Raw genomic sequence first — 23,190 nt, 5'->3', positions numbered from 1 at the left:
TTGCTGAACTGACAGACACGGAAAAGCCCGCCGTCCAAAGAACTGGAGCACCGGGCTTCCTTGTTTACGACCAGATCTCAAACCGAGATGGCTGAAGCCGAGCCTACCTGTTTGCGCAGCTCGAACTTCTGGATCTTGCCCGTGCTGGTCTTGGGCAGCTCGCCAAACACCACGGCGCGCGGAACCTTGTAGCCGGCCAGATGCTTTTTGCAGTGGGCAATGATGTCTTGCTCCGTGGTCTCGGCACCGGCCTTGAGTTCGATGAAGGCACAGGGCGTCTCGCCCCAGCGGGGATCGGGCTTGGCCACCACGGCCGCGGCCAGCACGGCAGGGTGGCGATAGAGCACATCCTCCACTTCTATCGAGGAGATGTTCTCTCCGCCCGAGATGATGATGTCCTTGCTGCGGTCCTTGATCTGGATATAGCCGTCGGGATGCTGCACCGCCAGATCGCCGCTATGAAACCAGCCTCCGCGGAAAGCCTCCTGCGTCGCCTGCGGGTTCTTGAGATAGCCCTTCATGGCGATATTGCCCTGGAACATGATCTCGCCCATGGTCTGGCCGTCGCGCGGCACGGGCTGCATGGTTTCGGGGTCCAGCACTGCGGCAGAGCGTTGCAGGTGGTAGCGCACGCCCTGGCGCGAGTTGAGACGAGCGCGCTCGCCGATGTCAAGCTGATTCCAGGCCTCGTGCTTGGCGCAGACCGTAGCCGGGCCATAGGTTTCGGTCAGGCCATAGACATGGGTAATGTCAAAGCCCATGGCCTCCATGCCTTCGATCATCGATGCAGGCGGCGCGGCCCCTGCCACCATGGCCTTGACGCCTGCGGGAACGCCCTGCTTCATCGCAGCCGGTGCATTCACCAGCAAGCTGTGCACAATGGGGGCGCCGCAGTAATGGGTCACGCCATGATTTCGAATGGCGTCGAACACCGCCTGCGCATCCACCCGGCGCAGGCAGACGTTGACAGCCGCGCGCGCTGCCACCGTCCAGGGGAAGCACCAGCCATTGCAATGGAACATGGGCAGCGTCCACAGATAGACGGCGTGCTTGGGCATGTCCCACTCCAGCACATTGCTGATGGCATTGTTGTGCGCGCCACGATGGTGGTAGACCACACCTTTGGGGTTGCCTGTAGTGCCGCTGGTGTAGTTCAGCGCAATCGCATCCCATTCGTCGCCGGGCCACTGCCAGTCGAAATCGGCATCGCCCTGGGCCACGAAGCTCTCGTAGTCGATGGCACCGATCTGCTCGGCCGCCTCGCCATAGACGCTGTCCTCGACCTGGATCACATAAATGGGTTCTGTGCCCTTGCGCAATTTGAGTGCCCTGGCCATCAAGGCCGCGAACTCGGGGTCCACGATCAAGGCCTTGGCCTCGCCGTGATCCAGCATGAATGCCAGGGTCTCGGCATCGAGCCGGGTGTTGAGCGTGTTGAGCACGGCACCGGCCATGGGCACGCCAAAGTGCGCCTCCACCATGGGCGGCGTATTGGGCAGCATTACGGCCACGGTGTCGTTCTTGCCAATGCCGATTCTCTGCAGGCTGCTGGCCAGCTGACGGCAACGCGCATAGGTTTGCGCCCAGCTCTGGCGCAAGTCGCCGTGAACAATGGCCAGGCGCTCGGGGTAGACCTCGGCCGTGCGGGCAATAAGGCTCAGCGGCGTCAGTGCAGCGTAGTTGGCGGTATTCGGGGCAAGGTTCAGATCGAAAGAACTTGTCATGTTTGTCTCCTGAACGTTTTTTACCCCAGCATCGGTCACGCCAGGCTTACAACCGAGCGCCATGCAGGCTTGTTGTGAGCCAGGTCAACTCAAATGCCCCCGCACCATCCATGCACATAAAAGCCAGACAAGCTAAAAGGTCATTGACCAGAACAGTACTTTCAACAGATTCTGAAAATCAATAAATTATTTTAAAATCATACACATAGAAATATCAGCACATAAACCGTCATTCCGATTCCAAGGACACTTCATGCAAGTCATCTATAAGACATCATTTATCTGACAGACCAATCGCCAGGACTTCGAATCGCTTTTAGAATGCGCAGATGTTTTGAGGACATGACTGCCTTCACTGGCAGTGCAAGACCGGCATCTCCGCCCTCACGGAGCCGATTGCAGACCTCGAAGCTGAGTGGCGGAGGAGACGTTTTAGAGGAGAGCCTGGCAATGACCCAGGCATCAGGAGACCTGAGCCTGCACCCATGGGTGCAGGCTTTTTTTTGCCCGCCTGCTCCATTCCTGCTGCGCCCTCGGCCATTGCCAAAAAGGCAGAATACGCGGGTGGCCATTCCCCAATCATTCATCCAAGAGTTGCTATCCCGCGTCGACGTGGTCGACATCGTGGGCCGCTATGTGCAGCTCAAAAAGGGCGGCGCCAACTTCATGGGCTTGTGCCCGTTCCATAGCGAGAAGTCGCCCTCTTTCACCGTCAGTCCCAGCAAGCAGTTCTTTCATTGCTTTGGCTGCGGCAAAAACGGCAATGCCATCGGCTTTCTGATGGAGCATGCCGGCATGGGCTTTGTCGAAGCCGTGCAGGAACTTGCCAATCAATGCGGTCTGCAAGTGCCGCAGGACGACATCAGTCCGGCCGAGCGCCAGCGCCAGGCGCAGCAAAAGCAGAAAGCCGAGACCCTGAGCGACTTGCTGGAAAAAGCCGGCGAGTCCTATCGCAAACAGCTCAAGGCCGCCCCCAAGGCTATCGAGTATCTGAAAAAGCGCGGCGTCTCGGGCGAGGTCTCCAAGCGCTTCGGCCTGGGCTATGCACCTGCAGGCTGGCATGGCCTGGCCAGCGTGTTCGCCGAATACGACAACCCCCAGCTCGAAGAATGCGGGCTGGTCATTGTGGGCGAGGATGACAGCCGCCGCTACGACCGCTTCCGCGACCGGCTCATGTTCCCGATTCGCAACGTCAAAGGCGAATGCATAGGCTTTGGCGGCCGGGTGTTTGGCGATGAAAAGCCCAAATACCTGAACTCCCCCGAAACCCCGGTCTTCCATAAGGGCCGCGAACTCTACGGCCTTTACGAGGCTCGCCAGGCCTTGCGCGACATGGGCTACGCCCTGGTCACCGAAGGCTATATGGACGTGGTGGCGCTGGCCCAGCTGGGCTTTGCCAATGCTGTGGCCACGCTGGGGACGGCCTGCACGCCCGAGCATGTGCAAAAGCTGTTTCGATTCACCGATGCCGTGGTCTTCAGCTTCGACGGCGACGGCGCGGGCCGGCGCGCCGCGCGCAAGGCGCTGGATGCGGCCCTGCCGCTGGCGACCGACACCCGCTCCATCAAATTCCTGTTCCTGCCTTCGGAGCACGACCCCGACAGCTTCATCCGCGAATTCGGCCCCGAGGCCTTCTCGCGCTATGTGGGCGACGCAACGCCACTGAGCCGTTTTCTCATCGAATCGGCCAGCGAAGGCTGTGACCTGGGCCAGACCGAGGGCCGAGCCCACATGGCCAGCAACGCCCGGCCGCTATGGTCGCTATTGCCCGACGGCGCTCTCAAGCGCCAGCTGCTCTCAGAAATCGCAGCCCTGGCCCAGTTGGACTCGCGCGACCTCTCCGATATCTGGGCGCAGGAGGCGGCACGCACCGCCCCCGTGGCCCGCCGCGCGCCTGCGCCCCCCGGCCCCCAGGCACCGGAATGGGATGCGCCTGCGGGCAACTGGGAAAGCGCTCCCGACTGGGCCGATGCTGCGGCACCGGCTCCCTCCTACCCGAGCCAGGGCAGCGGTGGCAACTGGTCGGGCCGCAAGGAATTTGGTCGCCCACGCAAGCCCTGGGGCAAGAAGGGTGAAGAGTGGAACCCACCACAACTGGGTCCGCGCCCCACGCCCGTCAGCCGCGAAGACCAGGCCGCACGCCTGCTGATGTGTCACATGGAGTTCATGGAAGAGATGACCCATGAGGATTTCGACGCGCTGGCGCGTTGCAATCAAAGCCATGCCCCCTTGTTCCGTTGGCTGGAGGCTCAGTTCACCGAATCCGGCCCGCGCTCCTGGGCGGTGCTGCGCGAGCAATTGCAAGGCTCACCCTGCGAGCCGCTTGCCCACAAGCTGATGAGCGGCGCCCATGCCAACCCCGAAGGCGAAGTGGACGAGTTGCGCAAGGAATTGCGCGGCACGCTCAATCTGATCCTGGTGGATCACCTCAAGCGCGAAGAAGCCAAGGCTCTCAAGGAGATTGCTACGGACCCCACTGCGGCAAGGCGCTACATTGAGTTTCAACAGCGGCGAAAAAATTTATCTGTAATTATTGGCTCCGCCTCTTGACATCTCTAAAAAAGGTATAATTTAAGGGATATAGGCAAGAGCGACAGCAACACCTCCGACCCGGGCACCGTGAAGAAATCACGTGATGGCAGCAACTGCATGGCCCATTTCTCGCAAGGATTGCATACCAAATGATCGCCCCAACATCTTGCCATGGAGTCTTTGTGCTCCACCGGACAGGCTAGGCCTGTTCTTGCGCCAGCTTTCATGGCGTTTGTTTGCATTTTCCGTTTTCCTTTGTGTGTTTGTGTGTGTTCGTACCGTGAGAGGTGTTCATGCCCGTTTCAAAGTCCGTGAAGTCCAAGCAGGCCCCAGAAGCTTCAGCAAAGCCCAAGACCTCTAAAACTTCCACTTCCGCAGCAGAGCCCGCGAAAAAGGCCAGTGCCAGCAGGCCTGCTGTGAAGAAGAGTGCTGCATCTGCAGCCGAAGCAAAGAAAGACACCACCGTGGTTACCAAGTCACAAGCCGAACTCAAAGCCATGGCCGATGCGCTGCTGGCGCAGGCAACTCCCAAGCGCGGCCGCAAGAAGGCCGAAGAAGACGACGACACAGCTGCCGCTCCCGCCGCCAAGAAGACTGTCGCCAAAAAGGCCCCTGCTGCCAAGAAGGCAGCCGCTGTCAAGGCCCCTGCTGCCAGTGCCGATGCCGACAAGGCTCCCGCCAAGCGCGGCCGCAAGCCCAAGGCCAAGGAGGCCGACGAGGACATGGATGATGCAGACCTGTCGGATATCGACAGCGATCTGGAAGGCGAAGTCGAAGAGGAGGCATCGACCGAAGCGTCTGCTGCTCCTGCCGAAAAGGCCAAGCCTCTGCGCATGAAGATCAGCAAGGCGAAGGAACGCGCCTTGATGAAGGAATTCGGCCTGGACGAAACCGTTCTGACCGAAGAGGAAATGAACACCCGCCGTCAGCGTCTGAAGATGCTGATCAAGCTGGGCAAGACCCGCGGCTACCTGACCCACGCCGAAATCAACGACCACCTGCCCGACAAGCTGGTCGATGCCGAAACGCTGGAAGTCGTGATCTCCATGTTGAACGACATGGGCGTGGCCGTGTACGAGCAGACTCCCGATGCGGAAACCCTGCTGCTGAACAACACCGGCCAGTCGGCCACCACCGAAGAGGAAGCGGAAGAAGAGGCCGAAGCGGCTCTGTCCACCGTGGACTCCGAATTCGGTCGCACCACCGACCCCGTGCGCATGTACATGCGTGAAATGGGTACCGTCGAACTGCTGACACGCGAAGGCGAAATCGAAATCGCCAAGCGCATCGAAGGCGGTCTGATGGACATGATGGAAGCCATCTCGGCCTCCCCCGCGACCATCGCCGAAATCCTCAACATGGCCGAGGAAATCCGCGAAGGCAAGGTTGTCATCTCCACCGTGGTGGACGGCTTCGTCAATGCCAACGAAAACGACGACTATGTGGCCGAAGAAGACTTCGACGAATACGACGAAGAAGACGACGACGACGGCAAGGGCGGCTCCAAGGCCCTGACCAAGAAGCTCGAAGAGCTGAAGAACGAAGCTCTGGGTCGCTTTGACTCCATGCGCGAGCTCTTCGACAAGATGCACAAGGTGTATGACAAGGAAGGCTACGGCACCGAGGCATACATGAAGGTGCAGAAGGCCATCACCGAAGAGCTGATGACCATTCGCTTCACGGCCAAGACCATTGAAAAGCTCTGCGATCTGGTGCGCGCCCAGGTGGACGACGTGCGCAAGAAGGAACGCGAGCTGCGCAAGATCATCGTGGACAAGTGCGGCATGCCGCAGGAGCAGTTCATCAAGGACTTCCCACCCAACCTGCTGAACCTGGACTGGGTCATCAAGCAAGTGGCGGCAGGCAAGAACTACAGCGCCGTGCTGGAGCGCAACATCCCGCCCGTGCAGGAGCTGCAACAGAACCTGATCGACCTGCAGGCCCGCGTGGTTGTGCCTCTTGAAGAGCTCAAGCACATCAACAAGCGCATGAACAGCGGCGAGCGCGCCAGCCGCGACGCCAAGAAGGAAATGATCGAGGCCAACCTGCGTCTCGTGATCTCCATCGCCAAGAAGTACACCAACCGCGGTCTGCAATTCCTGGATCTGATCCAGGAAGGCAATATCGGCCTGATGAAGGCCGTGGACAAGTTCGAATACCGTCGCGGCTACAAGTTCTCGACCTATGCGACCTGGTGGATTCGTCAGGCCATCACGCGCTCCATCGCAGACCAGGCCCGCACGATCCGCATCCCCGTGCACATGATCGAGACCATCAACAAGATGAACCGCATCTCGCGCCAGCACTTGCAAGAGTTTGGTTTCGAGCCCGATGCGTCCATCCTGGCAGCCAAGATGGAGATCCCCGAGGACAAGATCCGCAAGATCATGAAGATCGCCAAGGAGCCGATCTCGATGGAAACCCCCATCGGCGACGACGACGACTCCCACTTGGGCGATTTCATCGAAGACGGCAACAACACGGCGCCTATCGATGCCGCGATGCAAGCCGGTCTGCGCGATGTGGTCAAGGACATCCTCGACGGCCTGACGCCTCGCGAAGCCAAGGTGCTGCGCATGCGCTTCGGTATCGAAATGTCCACCGACCATACGCTGGAAGAAGTCGGCAAGCAGTTTGACGTGACGCGCGAGCGTATCCGTCAGATCGAAGCCAAGGCGCTGCGCAAGCTCAAGCACCCTTCGCGCTCCGACAAGCTGCGCAGCTTCATCGATTCGCTGTAAAGCTGGCTCTGCGGAATCGGCCCGCCGGTTCCTTGAACCTCAAAGCCCCGACCTGCCCCAGGTCGGGGCTTTTTCGCATGCAGCCCAGGTCAGCAAGCCTTCGCTTGCGGCCAAACACGCCAAAAGACACATAACAACGGAGACACACATGGACACCATCCAAGCAAACCGCTTTCCGACACGGCGCCAGTGGCTGGGCTATTCCGGCGCCTTGCTGGCCACGCCTTTGGCGGCCATGGCCACCCAACCCCAGCGTCTGGGGCCACAGCTGCGCATCGTGATCCCCGCCAATCCGGGCGGCGGCTGGGACCAGACCGGCCGCGCCCTGGGCGCAGTGCTGACCAGCAGCGGGGCGGTGGACAAGGTCATTTATGAAAACATCGGCGGCAAGGGCGGCACCATAGGCTTGGCCGAGTACACCAAGCGCTATGGCAACGACCCCAACAGCCTGCTGATCGGCGGCATGGTCATGGTCGGCGCCCTGGCACTGGACAAGAAGTCTGCAGAGCTGCATCAGGTGCAGCCCCTGGCGCGCCTGACCAGCGACTATCTGGTGGTGGCCGTGCCCGCCGACTCGCCGCTTGCCAACCCCAGGGCACTGGCCAAGGCCATGCGCGAGAACCTGCCCGCACTGACCATTGCCGGAGGCTCTGCAGGCGGTGTGGACCATATGTACGCGGGCATGCTGGCCCGCCTGGCCAAGGCCAATGCGGAGCAACTGCAATACAAACCCTTTGCCGGCGGTAACGATGTGCTCCAGGCCCTGCTGCAAAAGCAGGTTCAGGTGGGAATCTCGGGTTACAGCGAGTTCAGAGAAGCCTTGCAGGCGGGCAAGCTGCGCGCCCTCGGTATTTCGTCACGCCGTGCCATGTTCGGCATTGCCTCCATGCGCGACCAGGGTCTGGATGCTGAAATGTCCAACTGGCGTGCCGTCTTTACAGGCAAGAATCTGCCGGCAGAGCGCGCCCAGCAACTGCTGGCGGCTATCGACCATGCAAGCAACCAGGACAGCTGGAAGCAAGCCCTGGTCAGCAATAATTGGAACTCTTCTTGGCAAACCGGCAAGGCACTGCATGAATTTCTGGAGGTCGAAACCTCCACTGCCCAGCTGATGACCTATCTGCTCAAGCTCAAGAGCTGAGCCTCTTTGCGAGATAGCCACATGAACATGGCCAACCACACCGCTGCATCCTCCCGCCTGTCCATTGCCGTCATGGGTGCGGGCTCGGTGGGCTGCTACTTTGGCGCGCTGCTGGCACGCGCCGGCCACCCAGTCACGCTGATCGGTCGGGCATCGCATATGCAGGCCATCAGCCAGCACGGGCTGCGACTGCAGACGGCCACAGAAGATCTGAACATCCCCATCACCACCAGCACCGAAGCCAGTGCCGTGGCAGGTGCCGATGTGGTGCTGTTCTGCGTGAAATCCACCGACACCGAAGCAGCTGCTGCACAGATCAAGCCCCACCTGGCTGCACACACCCAGGTACTGAGCTTGCAGAACGGCGTGGACAACGACCGGCGCCTGCGCCAGGTGCTGGGTCAGCAGCCGGTGGCTGCTGCCGTGGTCTATGTCGCCACCGCCATGGCCGGTCCGGGCCATGTGCGTCACTTCGGCCGGGGCGAACTGCTCATCGCCCCCTGTCCGCAGGGCAACGAGATTGCACTCCAGTTCAGCGCAGCAAACATCCCCACCCAGACCTCGGTCGGCGTGCTGACAGCACTCTGGCAAAAACTCATCATCAACTGCGTGTACAACGCACTCTCCGCCCTCACCCAGCAACCCTATGGCTGGCTGATCGCGCAGCATGGCGTACCTGCAGTCATGCAAGATATTGCCGCCGAATGCAAGGCCGTGGCTCTGGCCGACGGCGTGCTGCTGCCGGCCTCCGTGGACGAGGCTGTAGCGGCCATAGCGCACACCATGCCTCGGCAGCTCTCTTCCACGGCCCAGGATCTCGCGCGCGGCAAGCCCACGGAAATCGACCATCTCAACGGCTATGTGGTGCGACGCGGTCAAGCCCTGGGCATTGCCACGCCGATCAACCATCTGCTGCAGGTGCTGGTGCAACTCAAGCAAATGTCGACTCAAAAGCAGGAACTATGATTTCCATAGCTGCTTGCTCTGACGAATCAACGGTCAGAGTCAATTTTTACACCTAGAAACACCTGAGCCAGTACTAACACTTCCGGCATGACTCGCCATCCCGTCCCGAAGGCTGCTTCAGTTCTACCCCTATTGCTACAAACCCTGAAGCAAGCGAGTCTTCTCCCTGATTCGTGGCTGACCCGCAACACTTGCGCGCTGTTTGCGGCCTTTATCACTTCAAGGCGTTGCAGTCGAAGATTTGAAGCTACTAAACTTGTAGCAAAATAAATTAACCGCTATAGTCCATTGGACATGGCACTGAAAGCGCCTAGTGCGCCCAGCTCGACAACATCATTGCGCAAGGAGAAGCGTCCATGAGCTCCAAGGAAAACGCCGCCATCAACCAGCTGTTCGAGAAGCTCGAATGCCGCTATGCGCTGCGCGTGCTGTGGGCTTTGCGGGATGGTCATCCCCAGACCTTCCGACTGCTGCAAGACAGTGTGGGCGGCATCACCCCCAACACCTTGAACACCCGTATCAAGGAGCTGCGCGAGTGCGGCCTGCTCGAGCATGGCAGCGACGGCTACACCGTCACCCTGACCGGGCAGGATCTGCTCAAGCGCCTGTCCGATGTACAAGCCTTTGCCAACCGCTGGGTTGCCGCGCGCGCCAAGAAGTAAGCCTTGCCGCTATTGCGTCCGGGGGACTGGTAGCAAGCGGGTGCACCACTATCATCCAAGGGCCCCAAGCGTGCTTGGCGGGCCCTTTTTTCCATCGCCTTTTTCTGCTTTGCGCTGAAAGGAAATCATCATGGCATTCAACACTACTGCCTCCGGCCTGCAATACGAAGACACCGTCGTGGGCGAAGGCGCCGAAGCCAAAGCCGGTCAGAGCGTCACCGTGCACTACACCGGCTGGCTCTACAACAACGGCGTTCAAGGCGCCAAGTTCGACTCCAGCAAGGACCGCAACGATCCTTTCGTCTTCCCCCTGGGCGCCGGCATGGTCATCAAGGGCTGGGACGAAGGCGTGCAGGGCATGAAGGTGGGAGGCCAGCGCACGCTGCTAATTCCCGCTGCCCTGGGCTATGGTGCACGCGGCGCCGGTGGCGTGATCCCGCCCAACGCCACGCTGAAGTTCGACGTGGAACTGCTGGCTGTCTAAAAAACAGGCTGGTTCATCAAAAAAGCGGCTCTCTGAGGCCGCTTTTTTTGCGAGAGGCTCGGCACAGATGGTGCCTATGTCTCATCCGCCTCAAACAGCGCCCTGTGCAACGATGTATAGGCCTTGTCACCCGCAGCATCTCGTATGCGGGGAGCCAGCTCTGCCAGTTGCTCATAACCCATGGCCGCCTCCACCGCCAGATTCAGCCTGAAGCCCTTGAGCCCAAGAGCCCCCGTGATGGACACCGCTATCGGATAGGCCCTCTGGTAGCGCCTCTGGGCGCTGCCAGGGTCGACGCCAGCAGCTGCCAACGACGCCGAACTGCTTTTTGAGAGCGAAGATGCATGGGCCTGTGCTGCTGCTGCATCGGCCGCGACGGAGGACTCTCTCGTGGCCAACCAGCCCTTGCCGACCAGCGCCAGAATATCGTCCTTGTTCACCCCCAGCGCCGAGGTCGCCTCCAGCACCTGCATGAGGCTGCGATGACCGTCAAACAGCAGAAAGGCCGAGCGCAGCCGCTGGCTCAGATCGGCATGGCGCTCCTTGAAGGCCACCTGGCCCTCGGGTGTTTTGACTAGATACATCGACCCTGCCCTCTGTGCATTGAATTACTTTCCGCCCTGCAGGGTGGCAGTTATGGCTGCAGCTGAAAAGCGGGTTTTCCTGCAACTCTGGTCCACCCATGCTCCAGATCAGCTCACGGCGGATATTCAGCAGAAAACTACCTCGAACCCGACTCAAAAGATCGCTGAAGGCCATTAAATCAAGAGTTTTTCAAACTCTCGCCCGCCGCTGCTCCCACCAGCTGACGAGCAATGTGGTAACCAAGCCCGCCGGCACGCCAAACACTCCGGCCGAGATGGGCTGAATACCCCACCAGAGTGCCTCGCCACGGAGGACCGACGGCAGCACCCCCTGCAGCCCAGGCACATGAGAGACCATGTAGTACACCGTCACGGCCAGGCCCAGCAACATGCCGGCCACCGCACCACGGCGTGTCGTGCCGCGCCAGAAGATGCCCAGCACCATGGCCGGCACGAAAGCAGAGCCTGCCAGAGAGAAGGAGGCCGAGACCATGGGAAGAATGTCCGAAGAGCGCCGAGCAGCCACAAAGGCCGCCGACAGCGCCACCAGCAGCAATGCGAACTTGGAGAGAATCACGCGCTGCTCGGGCGAGACACGCCGCTTGCGCGTATCCAGGCGCTGGCGTTCCTGGAAGTAGAGATCCCGTACCAGGGCATTGCTGATCGTCAGCAGCAGACCGTCGGCCGTGGACAATGCCGCCGCCAACCCGCCCGCAGCCACCAGACCGGAGAGGACATAAGGCATGCCGCCCAGCTCGGGCGTGGCCAGCATGATGAGGTCGGCGCCCATGCGGATCTCGCCAAACTGCAAGATGCCGTCGCCATTGATGTCCTCGACGGCCAGCAACGAGCTGTCGACCCTGGACCACTGCGCTATCCAGTTGGGCAAGGCATCGAAATGCGTGCCCACCAGATTGCTCATGACCTCGAACTTGACCAGCACAGCCAAGGCCGGTGCGCCAAGATACAGCAGGCCGATAAAGAACAGCGACCAGGCCACCGAGGTACGCGCCGCCGACACCGAGGGAACCGTGAAGTAGCGTGTGAGCAGATGCGGCAGCCCGGCCGTGCCGACCATCAGGCAGAACATCAGCGCCAGAAAGTTGCGCCGACTTTCCTCGTAGGCCCGCTGCTCGGCCGGCGAGCCATCCGGATCCCCTGCGAAAGGCTGACTTTGCAGCGGCATGCCACCCAAGGGCCTGGCCCGCTCATAGGCCTCGTGCAACTCACGGCTCCAGAGCTCGCGCGCCGCCGCCTCGTCCTTGGGCATGGCGGCCAGCTCCCGACTGGCAGCCATGATGGCGCCGATATTGCCGCTGCTGGTGCGCAGCTCGCGGATATGCTCGCTCAAAGCCTGGCGTTCGGCCGCCAGCACATTGGGCACATCGCGCAGCTTGGCCTGCAGCACCTGAGCGCGGGTGCGGTAGGCCTCCAGCACCGACTGCTCGGCTTCCGAGGAAAGCAACTGCTGCTCCATGGCGCCAATCTTGCCCAGTTGCTGGCTATAGGCCAGTTGCGCCCAGGGGTTGCCCAGCTGCTTGTAGGCCAGCCAGGAGACAGGCAGCATGAAGGCCAGCAATATGACCACGTATTGCGCCACCTGGGTCCAGGTGATCGCCCGCATGCCGCCCAGGAACGAGCACAGCAGCACGCCGCCCAAGCCCAGCATGATGCCGATCTCGAACTGCACGCCGGTCAGGCGCGCGGCAATCAGGCCCACACCATAGATCTGCGCCACCACATAGGTGAAGGAGCAGGTAATGGCAGCCAGCGCGGCAATGATGCGCGGCCAACGTCCGCCATAGCGCGCCTGAAAGAAATCCGGCACGGTATAGAGATTCATGGCCCGCAGATAGGGGGCAATCAGCATGCCGACCAGGCAGAACCCACCCGTCCATCCCAGGACATAGGCCAGTCCGCCGGGCTGCGTACCGGTTCCCGAAAAGCCTTGCAGATAAAGCGCACCGGAGAGGCTGATGAACGAGGCTGCGCTCATCCAGTCGGCAGCAGCCGCCATGCCGTTGTAGAAAGGAGGAATGCGTCGGCCGGCGACGAAATACTCCTCGGCATCGCTGGTGCGCGAATACACGCCGATGGCCGCGTACACCATCACCGTGGAGAACAGGAAGATGGGCCCGATCCAGTGGCGAGAGAGCCCGCGCTCCTCGGCCCAGAGCATGGTCAGCAGAAAGCCTGCCGTTCCCAGCACATAGAGAAACAGGATGCGATGCAGCCGCCAGTGATAGGCACGGCTCAGAACTGGCCGCTCAGGCATGAGGGTCGGTGGCGGCGAGAGAGGCTTGGTGAGCCGCGGCCCGCTTGTGGGCCTCGTCACGCGCCTGCTGGCGTTCAAAATAATCCATGGCCACACAATAGACCACGATGATGAGCAGGAACATCAGGACCGCCCCTTGGGCCGCCATCCAGTAGGCCACGGGCCAGTCGGGCACCAGCGCCTGGATATCGCGCGCAAAGTAGCAGGTGCCAAATGAAGACACCACCCAGACGCTCAGCAGCAAGGCCTTGAGTCTCAGGTGGTGCGTATCGTGCAGATCCGGCGGGAAGGTGACTTCCACCGGATTGCCAAAAGCGTCGAATGCCTGTCGCGGGGCATCCGACACGGCATCGTCATGCGTAGGCGCGTGATGCGTCTGCACGGCGATGCAGCGGCTTATTCAGCCAGCTTCTGCCAGGTGGAGACCACGCTGTCAGGGTTCAGAGAGATGGACGAGATACCTTCGTCGGCCAGCCACTTGGCAAAGTCGGGGTGGTCCGAAGGGCCCTGGCCGCAGATGCCCACATACTTGTTCTGGTCGCGGCAGGCCTTGATGGCACGGGCCAGCAGCCTCTTGACGGCGGGGTCACGCTCGTCGAAGTCGGCGGCCAGCAGCTCCAGACCGGAGTCGCGGTCCAGGCCCAGGGTCAGCTGGGTCAGGTCATTGGAGCCCACGGAGAAGCCGTCGAAGTATTCGAGGAACTCCTCGGCCAGCACGGCGTTGGAAGGCACTTCGCACATCATGATCAGCTGCAGGCCGTTCTCGCCGCGCTTGAGGCCGTTTTCGGCCAGCAGCTCGGTCACGCGCTTGGCCTGGCCCAGGGTACGCACGAAGGGGATCATGATCTTGACGTTGGTCAGACCCATGTCCTCACGCACGCGGCGCAGGGCTTCGCACTCCATCTTGAAGGCTTCGCCGAACTCGGCCGAGATGTAACGCGCTGCACCGCGGAAGCCCAGCATGGGGTTCTCTTCCTCGGGCTCGTAACGGCTGCCGCCGATCAGCTTGCGGTATTCATTGGACTTGAAGTCGGACATGCGCACGATCACGGGCTTGGGCCAGAAAGCTGCGGCAATCGTTGCCACGCCTTCGGTCACCTTGTCGACGTAGAAAGCACGGGGCGAAGCATGGCCGCGGGCCACGGACTCGACCGCCTTCTTCAGATCGGCGTCAACGGCGGGGTAGTCCAGGATGGCCTTGGGGTGCACGCCGATGTTGTTGTTGATGATGAATTCCAGGCGGGCCAGACCCACGCCCTCATTGGGCAGCTGGGCAAAGTCGAAGGCCAGCTGGGGATTGCCCACGTTCATCATGATCTTGGTGGAGATGCTGGGCATCTCGCCGCGCTTGACCTCGGTCACCTCGGTTTCCAGCAGACCGTCATAGATCTTGCCGGTATCGCCTTCCGCGCAGGACACGGTGACCAGTGTTTCGGCCTTGAGCAGATCGGTCGCGTTGCCGCAGCCCACGACGGCAGGGATGCCCAGCTCGCGTGCAATGATGGCTGCGTGGCAGGTGCGGCCACCACGGTTGGTGACGATGGCCGAAGCCTTCTTCATGACGGGCTCCCAGTTGGGGTCGGTCATGTCGGTCACCAGCACGTCGCCGGCCTGCACCTGATCCATCTGCGAGATGTCGGACACCAGACGCACGGGGCCGGTACCGATCTTCTGGCCGATGGCGCGGCCTTCGGCCAGCACGGTGCCCGTGCCCTTGAGCTTGTAGCGCAGCTCGGCCTGGCCCTTGGCCTGGCTCTTCACAGTTTCAGGGCGCGCCTGCAGGATGTAGAGTTGGCCGTCGGTGCCGTCCTTGCCCCACTCGATGTCCATGGGGCGGCCGTAATGCTGCTCGATCACCAGAGCGTAATGCGCCAGTTGCTGCACTTCCTCGTCGGTCAGCGAATAGCGGTTGCGAAGCTCGTGGGCCACATCGGTGGTCTTGACCAGCTTGCCGTCGGCAGCCTTTTCCTCGGGTGTGGCAAAAATCATCTGGATCAGCTTGGAGCCCAGATTGCGGCGGATCAGCGCCTTGTTGCCAGCCTTGAGCATGGGCTTGTGCACATAGAACTCGTCGGGGTTCACGGCGCCCTGCACCACGGTCTCGCCCAGGCCGTAGCTGGAAGTGATGAAGACCACTTCCTCGAAACCGGATTCGGTGTCGATGGTGAACATCACGCCGGCAGCGCCCTTGTCGGAGCGCACCATGCGCTGCACGCCGGCGGACAGGGCCACCACATCGTGCTCGAAGCCCTTGTGCACGCGGTAGGAGATGGCGCGATCGTTGTACAGCGATGCGAACACTTCCTTCATCTTGTGCAGCACGTCTTCGATACCCACCACGTTCAGGAAGGTTTCCTGCTGGCCGGCAAACGATGCATCGGGCAGGTCTTCTGCCGTGGCGGAAGAACGCACGGCGAACGATGCCTCGGCATTGCCGCCTTGCAGACGGGCAAACTCGTCACGGATGGCCTGTTCCAGATCGGCAGGGAAAGGCTGGTTTTCCACCATGGCGCGGATTTCCGCGCCCACAGCGGCCAGAGCGCGGACATCGTCCACGTCCAGGGCAGCCAGCTTGGCGGAGATCTTGCCAGCCAGACCTTCAAATGCCAGGAACTCGCGGAATGCATGAGCCGTGGTGGCAAAGCCGGTAGGCACGCGCACGCCCTGGGGCAGCTGCGAGATCATTTCGCCGAGCGAGGCATTCTTGCCGCCTACGGACTCGACATCAGACATTCTCAGTTTTTCAAACGGAACGACCAGAGCGGTCGCTTCGAACAGTTGAGACATGGGAAGCTCCAAAGTTAAAAACCGGTACGCAGGCGGCTCTGGGCTGAATGGCCAGGGGCACGCGAACCCATGCTGCTTGAGTGCAGTGCTTTGCTGTTCTGGATGTCGACCGTCAACGAGCATGGGCTTGAATTTGGGAATAATGGGCGCCATTGTAGGCTGAGCCGGCGAGCGTCGCGTGGCTCAAACCAGATTCAGAGTCCGGGACATGGCATTGCTTGCACAGGTCCCACCTAATAACTGCGCGCACCATGCATACCCATACGATTTTTGTCATTTCTGACGGCACAGGCATTACGGCCGAGACCTTCGGCACGGCCATCATGGCCCAGTTCGAGAGCAAGCCGAGGCTGATTCGCATCCCCTTTGTGGACTCGATGGACAAGATTCATCAGGCCGTGCGCCAGATCAACCATGTGGCCGAGGTGGAGAAGAGAAAGCCCATCATCTTCACCACCCTGGTCAATCAGGAGATGCTGGAATTCCTTGAAGCCAACTGCAAGGGCAAGCTGTTCGACATGTTCGGCACCTTTGTGCGCCCGCTGGAGGTGGAACTGGGCCAGAAGTCGCTGCACCGCGTGGGCCGCTTTGCCGACATCAGCGAGAGCAAGGAATATCTGGAGCGCATGGAGGCCATCAACTACACGTTGGCTCACGATGACGGCCAGACCCATGCCGACCTGAGCGGCGCCGACGTGATCCTGGTGGGCGTCAGCCGCTCGGGCAAGACGCCAACCAGTCTGTACCTTGCCATGCAGTTTGGCCTCAAGGTGGCCAACTATCCACTGATTCCCGAAGACTTCGAGCGCAAGCAACTGCCGCCCGCGCTGGAGCCCTACCGCAAAAAGCTGTTTGGCCTGACGATTCAGCCCGAGCGCCTGTCCAGCATCCGCAACGAACGCCGCCCCGACTCCAAGTACGCCAGCCTGCCCAACTGCCGCTACGAGGTGGCCGAGGCCGAGGCCATGATGCGCAGAAGCGGCATCGAGTGGCTGTCCAGCACCACCAAGTCGATCGAAGAGATTGCCACCACCATCTTGCAGGAGGTGCTGCCGCAGCACCTCGGCCATTGACGGATAGTCCCCAAAACAGGCCCTGGGGATTTGCCCGGGCCTGTATTGACGGAGCACACGATCCGGCTATTTCTTCCGCGCCCCCAGCGGACAGGTGCTCAGGCCTGCCAGCGAATACAGCGGGCAGAAGCGCAGCAGACCGGTAGCCAGGGGAATCACCCCCAGCCAGCCCCACCATCCAATGCTGCCAATCGCCGCCAGGACGATCAGTGCCAGGCCCAGGGCAATGCGAAGTATGCGGTCCAGACCGCCGACGTTGAATTTCATGCTGACTCCCTGCGTTGCAGGCATTCGGATGGAATGCCGGATTCAATATACTTTGAAGTAGTATATTTTTTTATATATTGATTGCAATCTGCTGGGGCGCGGCATCCGTGACGAGCATTGTTTTCTTGCGCCAGCGCAAACAAATGTCGATGAGCGAGGCCGCAGGCCCTCTTGCTCGGATCAGCTTTGTGGTGGCCAGTTCAGCTGGGCCTGCTGCGGCAGCTCCTGCAGCAGATAGTCCACCAGGGCGCGGACCTTGGCCGGCACATATTGACGGTCCTTGAAGCAGGCAAAGAAGTCCAGCGGAGCATCCTCGAACTGCAACTGCCCCTTGCGCGCCGGCTTGAGTGCCAGCGGCACCAGCCGCCCCCTGCGCAGCTCCTCATGGACGATGAAGCTGCCGGCCCATGCGATACCGCCACCGGCTGCGGCAAATTCCACGAGGGCATCGATATCGCTGCCTATGGCCGCTATCTTCTGCTGCGGGTCGGTGCGCTGGCCATCGCGCAGAAAGGGCCAGCGCATAAGCCTGCCGTCGCGCTCTCGCCGATACAGCAGACAGGCATGCCCGAGCAACTCCTGTGCCGTCTGCGGTCGGCCGTGCTTGTGCAGATACTGCGGCGAGGCACACAGAATGCGCGGCACCGAGGCCAGCAACCGTACCGACATGCCGGGCTCCAGCACATCGCGGTAGCGCACGCTGATGTCCACATCCTCCTTGAGCACGTCCACATGCCGGTCCGTGATCAAGAGCTCCAGCTCCAGCCGCGGATGCAGCGCGGTAAACGCCGGCAGCAGCGGCGCCAGCACATGGCGGCCGAAGGCGGCCATGCAGGCAATACGCAAGCGGCCTTGCAGCTCTCCATGAATCAGCGAGAGATCGGACTGGGCCTTTTCAAGCTCGTCTAGCACCGGAGCGACGCGCGCCAGATAGCGTTCGCCGGCCTCGGTCAAGGCCATGGATCGGGTGGTGCGGGTGATCAGGCGCGTGCCCAGTTCGCGCTCCAGCCTTGCGATGTTCTGGCTGGCTGCGGCGGGCGAAATGCCCAGCTGGCGCGCAGCCGAGGCGATGGAGCCGCCCTCCAGCGCTTTGACAAAGGTTTCTATGGCTCGCAGATTCGGCATGACTGCGAATGTATCCCCAATTCAATTCGAAAGTTCTGCTTATGAGTGCAACAAGCCCCGGGCCTCTACCGCCGACTGCCGGTGATGCTTACAGTTCAGCCCTGTTTCCCATCCATGCATTCGGCCCGAACCGCTGGCAGACCCACTCCCGCCGCGACAACGCCGAATGCATTTCCTACATCGCTTTCATGAATTCTTCTACCAGCTCTTCCCCATCAAGACTTTCGGCGCTGAAGCTGCACCGGCGCTACACACCATTTGTCTTTGCGTTTTTCATGGCCGGCATCATGGCGTTCCTGATGTGCTGCACCATCGTGGCGGCCAATACCGGCTTTGACAGCGGCTATGTGCGGCGCGTGTTCAGCGCCTATGCGCTGGCCATGCCGGTGGCATTTTTCTGCGTGATGATGGTCAGGCCGCTGGTGCTCAAGCTGGTCGCGCTGACCGTGCATACACATTGATACCCAAGTCATGAGCTATTGAATCTGAAGCAGCCTGCGCATGACCGGCTTCAGAATTCAATTCAATCTACTGAAATCTCAGGCAGGCAAAGCGGTATCTGCTACGAAAATATATTGCAGCGCGCCGTCGCTGCTGTGCACTGGATCGCACTGCATGCCCCAGACCTGGCGCACCAGCGCAGGCTGCAGCAGATCCAGCACCGCACCGTGGTGCACTCCGGCATCACCGCCCAGCACCAGCACATCGTCGGCATAGCGCAACGCCAGGTTCAGATCGTGAATCACCGCCACCACCCCCACACCCTGCTGCCCGGCCCAATGGCGCAGCAGGCGCATGGCATGGTGCTGATGGGCCAGATCGAGAGCAGCGGTGGGCTCGTCCAGCAGCAGCCAGCGCGCCGCTCCGTCGGCGGGCGGTTGCCAGATCTGCGCCAGCGCCCTGGCCAGATGAGTGCGGGCCCGCTCGCCGCCCGACAGCGTGTTGATGCTGCGCTGCGCCAGATGATCGACTCCAGTCAGCGCCATGGCCTGCGCCCCAATCTGCGCCTCATCGGTACCGGGCTGATGACGATGCGGATAACGCCCCAGCTCCACCACCTCCTGGGCCGTGAAGTCAAAGGCCACGCTGCAATCCTGGGGCATGACGGAGCGCCGACGTGCCAGGCCCTCCATCGCATGCCCGGACAGCTCCAGCCCGTCGAGCAGAACCTGCCCCGACTGAGGCGCGCGCTCGCCCACCAGCATGGACATCAGCGTGGACTTGCCCGCGCCATTGGGGCCGAGGATGGCGGTAAAGCGCCCGGCCGCAATCCGTACATCCACCGTCGCCAGGCGCGGCCCCTTGGCCACGCCGACGCCCAGATTGCGGCATTCGAGGCTGGACGGACTGTGGTGCGCACTCATACCTTGCTCCTGAACTGACGCAGCATGGCCAGAAACAGCGGCACACCGATAAATGCGGTGAGCACGCCCAGCGGCAGCTCGGCCGGCTTGACGATGGTGCGCGCCACGGCATCGGCGCTGACCACCAGCGCCGCCCCCAGCAGGGCCGAGCCCGGCAGCACCACGCGATGATCGGGACCGGCAATCAGCCGCACCCAGTGCGGCGCGACCAGGCCGATGAAGCCGATGATGCCCGTGGTCGCGGTCACGGCGCCCACGGCCAGCGCAGCCACCATCACGGCGCGGCGCTTGGTTTTCTCGACGGCCACGCCGAGCAGATTGGCCTGGGCCTCGCCAAGAGCGATCGCATTCAGCGGCCTGGCCAGCGCCAGCGCCGCCGCCGCGCTGACGGCCACGGCCGCCGACACCAGGGCTACCGCACTCCAGCGCGAGGCACCCAGGCTGCCCAGCAGCCACATCTGCAGATTGCGCAGCTGCTCGTCCGTCGACACAAAGCTCAGAAAGCCCAGTCCGGCACCGGCCAGCGCATTGATGGCAATGCCGGCCAGCAGCATCAGGCCGATGCGGGTCATGCCCTGGACCTGGCCCAGTACATAAACCACGGCGGTCACGGCCAGACCGCCGCCAAAAGCCATGGCCACCAGGGCCCAGCTGCCCAGATGACGCGGCAGCCAGGGCAGATACAGGCCGCCCAGCACGATGGTGATGCCGGCAGCCAGGGCTGCGCCGCTGCTCACGCCGATCAGCCCGGGGTCGGCCAGCGGATTGCGAAACAGCCCCTGCATCAACGCGCCGGCCAGCCCCAGTCCGGCTCCGGCCGCTACGCCCATGAGCAGGCGCGGCAGGCGGATATTGAGAAAGACCAGATGCTCGGGGCCGCTGTCCACGGCAGCGCCAAAAAGACTGCGAAGCCCGTCCCAGACAATCCCTGGCAGTTGCCCCGGTGCAATGGCATAGGCCCCGCTGGCACTGCCCCACACCATGGCCAGCAACACCAGAGCCGCCCCCAGCAGCAGGGCTGCGCTGCGGCTGAGCCGGCCAGCCGGCGTGCGCCAGCGCGATGCGACAGGCAGCTCGACTGCTGGCTTTGGCACCACGCTCCCCATGCTTGCGCCCATGCTCAGGCCACCCACTGCAGAGCGCGCATATGCAGCGCCTGCACAGCGCTGGGCAAGCGCGGACCAAAGCCCAGCAAATGACTGGCTTCCAGTGTCACCAGTGCCTTCTTTGCATAGGCGGGCGTCATGGCCAGCTCGGGCCGCTTCCAGAAGGCGGCCTCTCCGCCCAGTGCTTCAATGCCTTGCGTGGTGTTGATGATGACCTCGGGCGCCGCGCTGGCCATGGCTTCGGCAGTCAGGGGCTTGTAGCCGTCGAACTGGTCGATGACATTGACACAGCCCGCGTACTGGATCAGCGCATTGGCTGCAGTGCCCTTGCCTGCCACCTGCGGACTGCCGCTGTGCGAGAGCACAAACAGCACGCGCGGCTTGCGCTGGGCCTTGGCCACTTGAGCCTGTACGCTGCTCCACTGCGCATCGAGCTGGGTCAGCAGCTTGTCGGCCTCGCTGGAACGACCTGTCTCGCGTCCCACGACCTTGACCTTTTCCTGCACTTCGGCCCAGTTGTGCCTGGCCGCAACCAGCGATACACGCACGCCGGCCTGACGGATCTGATCGAGCACCACGGGAGGTCCGGCCTCGCTGGTTGCGATCACCGCATCGGGCTTGAGCGAGAGCAGGCCTTCGGCCGAGAGCTGGCGCACATAGCCGACCTTGGCGATTTTTTGCGCTGCTTCGGGGAAAAGGCTGGTGGTGTCGGTGCCCACCAGCAGGCTCTGGGCATTGAGCAGATAGACCACCTCGGTCAGCGCGCCGCTGAGCGACACCAGCCGTTTCGCTCCAGGCGCGGCAGCGGCGGTCTGTGCCAGGGCCGGCAGGGCCGTACCCGCCATGGCCGCGCCCAGCCAGTGCAGACCCTGGCGTCGGGAAATGCCTTGTGTGCTCATGCGGCCTCCGCCACTGCGGTCTTGCGCGGCAGGCCGGCCACCAGATCGCGCCAGCCTTGCAGCTCGGGCTGGCCGGGCTTGCGCTCGCCAAAGAACATGGCCATGTTGTTGCCTTCGGCATCAAAGGCCTCAACCGAGGTCACCACGCCATCGCTGGTGGGTTTGCGCACCACCCAGACATTGGCGATCAGGTCGGTGCGCAGATGCAGGTTGAAGCCCTTGTCCAGCACATTGATCCAGCGCACGCCGTCCTTGCCGTCCATGGGCTGGATATTGCACACGGGGCCGGTATGGATCTGGATGCAACCGCTGCTGCCCACAAACACCATGATGGAGACACCGTCCACCGCCGCATCGCCCAGCAGCTGAGCGACAGCGTCGGTGCTCAGGCGCTCGCAGTACTGAGGCACCAGACGGAAGGCCTGCTGGCGCTCGGCTCCGAACCTGCGCAGCATCTCGAAAAACTCATGCGTGTCCTGCATATCGGTCCAGGCCTGGGTCAGCGCGGGCACGTCGATCTCGGCGTCGGCCTTGATCGCAGGCTTGGCCGCAGGCGCGCGGAACACATAGCCTGCGGACGGCTCGGCAAAGCGCTCGACCAGTGCATTCCATGCCGCCATGTCCGTGGTCTCGCGTGCAAACACCTTGTGCACTGCACGGCCGGCGGCGTCATAGAACTGCAGGCTGCGCATGGCGGGGCGGCCGCCGTTGGCGGATTCCTCGGTCACGGCAAAGCCGGCATGCCAGTGCATGAAGAACAGGCGCAGATCGATCTCGCGGCTCAGCGCCAGACCCACCGGGCCCTGGGCCGACAGGTTCTGGTAGATGCCGTCCTTTTCATGCACGGTGGACTCGTTGCGCGTCAGCGCCATCACCGGGCCGCAGGCTTCAAGGGCTTTAAGAATGTCCAGCCATTCGGCGCGCAGCGGCAGCGCCTGCAGCGTGCGTTCATGCTCGCCACCATGAGCGGCAATCACCGCGCCTTCGCTCAGCTGCAGGGCTTCGGCAGCATCCTTGGCGCGCAGGCCTTGCAGGCGCTTCTGGGCAAATTGCTCGCGAATCTGCACTGCGGTCATGGTCTGGATTTCGGGAGATGTGATGGCGTTCATTGCAGGGTCTCCGGGCTGTGATGCCAGTGTGGTTGTGGGTTGGAAAACTCGTCGTCGGAACGGGGCGCCGAAGCCTGGGCTTCGACTCCGGAATCAGGCTCGGACCGGGCCAGCACCTGGGCCACGGTGGCCCAGCGCTGGGCCATGGGCGCGCGGTGCGCTGCACAGCAGCCCTGGCTGAAACCGGTCATCAGCGCCAGCACCGTGGCCAGCTGGGCTTCGCCCTCGGTCAGCAGATATTCCTCATCGCGGCTGCCAGAGGCACTCTGGGCATTGGCGGTGTTCTCATAAACAGACATGGCACACTCCCGCAGTTCTTGAGCAAAAAGGCCTCCAGCGCTTATCCATCAA

General features: G+C 62.1%; 20 protein-coding genes. 8 read left to right on the top strand and 12 right to left on the bottom strand.

The window, feature by feature from the left end:
* Nucleotides 1-77 precede the first annotated feature (77 nt).
* Complete coding sequence (locus F0P97_RS06625) at nucleotides 78-1,724, bottom strand: acyl-CoA synthetase (RefSeq protein ID WP_182286138.1); 1,647 nt, start codon at nucleotides 1,722-1,724, stop codon at nucleotides 78-80.
* A 564-nt stretch (nucleotides 1,725-2,288) separates the two neighbouring features.
* On the opposite strand from F0P97_RS06625, the gene dnaG reads away from it, so the two are divergent.
* The 6 genes from dnaG (at nucleotide 2,289) to F0P97_RS06595 (ending at nucleotide 10,250) form a co-directional block, all read left to right on the top strand.
* Nucleotides 2,289-4,274, top strand: a complete 1,986-nt coding sequence (gene dnaG / locus F0P97_RS06620; protein ID WP_182286137.1) for a DNA primase — start codon at nucleotides 2,289-2,291, stop codon at nucleotides 4,272-4,274.
* 275 nt (nucleotides 4,275-4,549) lie between these two features.
* Complete coding sequence (gene rpoD, locus F0P97_RS06615) at nucleotides 4,550-6,997, top strand: RNA polymerase sigma factor RpoD (protein WP_182286136.1); 2,448 nt, start codon at nucleotides 4,550-4,552, stop codon at nucleotides 6,995-6,997.
* Between the two features lie 148 nt (nucleotides 6,998-7,145).
* Nucleotides 7,146-8,138, top strand: a complete 993-nt coding sequence (locus F0P97_RS06610; protein WP_182286135.1) for a Bug family tripartite tricarboxylate transporter substrate binding protein — start codon at nucleotides 7,146-7,148, stop codon at nucleotides 8,136-8,138.
* Nucleotides 8,139-8,159: 21 nt separating this feature from the next.
* The gene (locus F0P97_RS06605; protein WP_182286134.1) at nucleotides 8,160-9,104 is read left to right on the top strand and encodes a ketopantoate reductase family protein; all 945 of its coding nucleotides are present in this window, start codon (nucleotides 8,160-8,162) and stop codon (nucleotides 9,102-9,104) included.
* A gap of 356 nt (nucleotides 9,105-9,460) precedes the next feature.
* On the top strand, nucleotides 9,461-9,766 hold the full coding sequence (locus F0P97_RS06600) for a winged helix-turn-helix transcriptional regulator (protein WP_003057624.1): 306 nt from the start codon (nucleotides 9,461-9,463) through the stop codon (nucleotides 9,764-9,766).
* Nucleotides 9,767-9,896: 130 nt separating this feature from the next.
* On the top strand, nucleotides 9,897-10,250 hold the full coding sequence (locus F0P97_RS06595) for an FKBP-type peptidyl-prolyl cis-trans isomerase (RefSeq protein ID WP_182286133.1): 354 nt from the start codon (nucleotides 9,897-9,899) through the stop codon (nucleotides 10,248-10,250).
* Nucleotides 10,251-10,324: 74 nt separating this feature from the next.
* Here F0P97_RS06595 and F0P97_RS06590 read toward each other — a convergent pair whose 3' ends face one another.
* The 4 genes from F0P97_RS06590 to ppsA form a co-directional block, all read right to left on the bottom strand.
* A complete protein-coding gene (locus F0P97_RS06590) occupies nucleotides 10,325-10,834 on the bottom strand; it encodes a hypothetical protein (protein WP_182286132.1) in 510 nt (169 codons plus the stop codon).
* A gap of 190 nt (nucleotides 10,835-11,024) precedes the next feature.
* Nucleotides 11,025-13,109: a VC_2705 family sodium/solute symporter gene (locus tag F0P97_RS06585; RefSeq protein ID WP_182286131.1), complete on the bottom strand. Its 2,085-nt coding sequence runs from the start codon at nucleotides 13,107-13,109 to the stop codon at nucleotides 11,025-11,027.
* The gene (locus F0P97_RS06580) at nucleotides 13,102-13,491 is read right to left on the bottom strand and encodes a DUF4212 domain-containing protein (protein ID WP_371878522.1); all 390 of its coding nucleotides are present in this window, start codon (nucleotides 13,489-13,491) and stop codon (nucleotides 13,102-13,104) included. The genes F0P97_RS06585 and F0P97_RS06580 overlap by 8 nt, the downstream gene beginning before the upstream one ends.
* A 14-nt stretch (nucleotides 13,492-13,505) precedes the next feature.
* Nucleotides 13,506-15,896 carry a phosphoenolpyruvate synthase gene (ppsA, locus tag F0P97_RS06575; protein ID WP_182286130.1) on the bottom strand — a complete coding sequence of 797 codons (2,391 nt, stop codon included), beginning with the start codon at nucleotides 15,894-15,896 and terminating at the stop codon, nucleotides 13,506-13,508.
* 251 nt (nucleotides 15,897-16,147) lie between these two features.
* Between ppsA and ppsR the strand changes: the two genes are divergently transcribed.
* Nucleotides 16,148-16,969, top strand: coding sequence for a pyruvate, water dikinase regulatory protein (gene ppsR, locus F0P97_RS06570; protein WP_003057637.1), 822 nt, complete (start codon nucleotides 16,148-16,150; stop codon nucleotides 16,967-16,969).
* Between the two features lie 66 nt (nucleotides 16,970-17,035).
* On the opposite strand, the gene F0P97_RS06565 is transcribed toward ppsR, so the two are convergent.
* Nucleotides 17,036-17,236 (bottom strand): YgaP family membrane protein, encoded by a 201-nt coding sequence (locus F0P97_RS06565; protein WP_182286129.1) that lies wholly within the window; start codon nucleotides 17,234-17,236, stop codon nucleotides 17,036-17,038.
* A 180-nt stretch (nucleotides 17,237-17,416) separates the two neighbouring features.
* Nucleotides 17,417-18,361 carry a LysR family transcriptional regulator gene (locus F0P97_RS06560; protein WP_182286128.1) on the bottom strand — a complete coding sequence of 315 codons (945 nt, stop codon included), beginning with the start codon at nucleotides 18,359-18,361 and terminating at the stop codon, nucleotides 17,417-17,419.
* A 188-nt stretch (nucleotides 18,362-18,549) separates the two neighbouring features.
* On the opposite strand from F0P97_RS06560, the gene F0P97_RS06555 reads away from it, so the two are divergent.
* On the top strand, nucleotides 18,550-18,822 hold the full coding sequence (locus tag F0P97_RS06555) for a DUF2798 domain-containing protein (protein ID WP_182286127.1): 273 nt from the start codon (nucleotides 18,550-18,552) through the stop codon (nucleotides 18,820-18,822).
* A 78-nt stretch (nucleotides 18,823-18,900) separates the two neighbouring features.
* Here F0P97_RS06555 and F0P97_RS06550 read toward each other — a convergent pair whose 3' ends face one another.
* From F0P97_RS06550 to F0P97_RS06530, 5 genes are read right to left on the bottom strand one after another with little or no spacing between them, the layout of a single operon-like run.
* Nucleotides 18,901-19,725 carry a heme ABC transporter ATP-binding protein gene (locus F0P97_RS06550; RefSeq protein WP_182286126.1) on the bottom strand — a complete coding sequence of 275 codons (825 nt, stop codon included), beginning with the start codon at nucleotides 19,723-19,725 and terminating at the stop codon, nucleotides 18,901-18,903.
* Nucleotides 19,722-20,831, bottom strand: a complete 1,110-nt coding sequence (locus tag F0P97_RS06545) for a FecCD family ABC transporter permease (RefSeq protein ID WP_182287119.1) — start codon at nucleotides 20,829-20,831, stop codon at nucleotides 19,722-19,724. The genes F0P97_RS06550 and F0P97_RS06545 overlap by 4 nt, the downstream gene beginning before the upstream one ends.
* A gap of 14 nt (nucleotides 20,832-20,845) precedes the next feature.
* Entirely contained in the window at nucleotides 20,846-21,730 is an 885-nt protein-coding gene (locus F0P97_RS06540; RefSeq protein WP_182286125.1) for a heme/hemin ABC transporter substrate-binding protein, read from the bottom strand.
* A complete protein-coding gene (locus F0P97_RS06535; RefSeq protein ID WP_182286124.1) occupies nucleotides 21,727-22,839 on the bottom strand; it encodes a hemin-degrading factor in 1,113 nt (370 codons plus the stop codon). Before F0P97_RS06535 ends, F0P97_RS06540 begins: the two co-directional genes overlap by 4 nt.
* Nucleotides 22,836-23,138 carry a hypothetical protein gene (locus F0P97_RS06530; protein ID WP_182286123.1) on the bottom strand — a complete coding sequence of 101 codons (303 nt, stop codon included), beginning with the start codon at nucleotides 23,136-23,138 and terminating at the stop codon, nucleotides 22,836-22,838. Before F0P97_RS06530 ends, F0P97_RS06535 begins: the two co-directional genes overlap by 4 nt.
* Nucleotides 23,139-23,190 lie beyond the last annotated feature (52 nt).

It is taken from the genome of Comamonas testosteroni, from assembly GCF_014076415.1.
GTDB lineage: Bacteria > Pseudomonadota > Gammaproteobacteria > Burkholderiales > Burkholderiaceae_C > Comamonas > Comamonas testosteroni_F.
This window is presented reverse-complemented; position numbering and strand designations above follow the sequence as displayed.

What these genes read in the sequence shown, in the direction of transcription:
- F0P97_RS06560 (WP_182286128.1), bottom strand. Translation starts at nt 18,361, where the DNA reads ATGCCGAATCTGCGAGCCATAGAAACCTTTGTCAAAGCGCTGGAGGGC.
- F0P97_RS06540 (WP_182286125.1), bottom strand. Translation starts at nt 21,730, where the DNA reads ATGAGCACACAAGGCATTTCCCGACGCCAGGGTCTGCACTGGCTGGGC.
- F0P97_RS06530 (WP_182286123.1), bottom strand. Translation starts at nt 23,138, where the DNA reads ATGTCTGTTTATGAGAACACCGCCAATGCCCAGAGTGCCTCTGGCAGC.
- rpoD (WP_182286136.1), top strand. Translation starts at nt 4,550, where the DNA reads ATGCCCGTTTCAAAGTCCGTGAAGTCCAAGCAGGCCCCAGAAGCTTCA.
- ppsR (WP_003057637.1), top strand. Translation starts at nt 16,148, where the DNA reads ATGCATACCCATACGATTTTTGTCATTTCTGACGGCACAGGCATTACG.
- F0P97_RS06600 (WP_003057624.1), top strand. Translation starts at nt 9,461, where the DNA reads ATGAGCTCCAAGGAAAACGCCGCCATCAACCAGCTGTTCGAGAAGCTC.
- F0P97_RS06610 (WP_182286135.1), top strand. Translation starts at nt 7,146, where the DNA reads ATGGACACCATCCAAGCAAACCGCTTTCCGACACGGCGCCAGTGGCTG.
- F0P97_RS06535 (WP_182286124.1), bottom strand. Translation starts at nt 22,839, where the DNA reads ATGAACGCCATCACATCTCCCGAAATCCAGACCATGACCGCAGTGCAG.
- F0P97_RS06550 (WP_182286126.1), bottom strand. Translation starts at nt 19,725, where the DNA reads ATGAGTGCGCACCACAGTCCGTCCAGCCTCGAATGCCGCAATCTGGGC.
- F0P97_RS06605 (WP_182286134.1), top strand. Translation starts at nt 8,160, where the DNA reads ATGAACATGGCCAACCACACCGCTGCATCCTCCCGCCTGTCCATTGCC.
- F0P97_RS06555 (WP_182286127.1), top strand. Translation starts at nt 18,550, where the DNA reads ATGAATTCTTCTACCAGCTCTTCCCCATCAAGACTTTCGGCGCTGAAG.
- ppsA (WP_182286130.1), bottom strand. Translation starts at nt 15,896, where the DNA reads ATGTCTCAACTGTTCGAAGCGACCGCTCTGGTCGTTCCGTTTGAAAAA.
- F0P97_RS06565 (WP_182286129.1), bottom strand. Translation starts at nt 17,236, where the DNA reads ATGAAATTCAACGTCGGCGGTCTGGACCGCATACTTCGCATTGCCCTG.
- F0P97_RS06590 (WP_182286132.1), bottom strand. Translation starts at nt 10,834, where the DNA reads ATGTATCTAGTCAAAACACCCGAGGGCCAGGTGGCCTTCAAGGAGCGC.
- F0P97_RS06595 (WP_182286133.1), top strand. Translation starts at nt 9,897, where the DNA reads ATGGCATTCAACACTACTGCCTCCGGCCTGCAATACGAAGACACCGTC.
- F0P97_RS06585 (WP_182286131.1), bottom strand. Translation starts at nt 13,109, where the DNA reads ATGCCTGAGCGGCCAGTTCTGAGCCGTGCCTATCACTGGCGGCTGCAT.
- F0P97_RS06625 (WP_182286138.1), bottom strand. Translation starts at nt 1,724, where the DNA reads ATGACAAGTTCTTTCGATCTGAACCTTGCCCCGAATACCGCCAACTAC.
- F0P97_RS06545 (WP_182287119.1), bottom strand. Translation starts at nt 20,831, where the DNA reads ATGGGGAGCGTGGTGCCAAAGCCAGCAGTCGAGCTGCCTGTCGCATCG.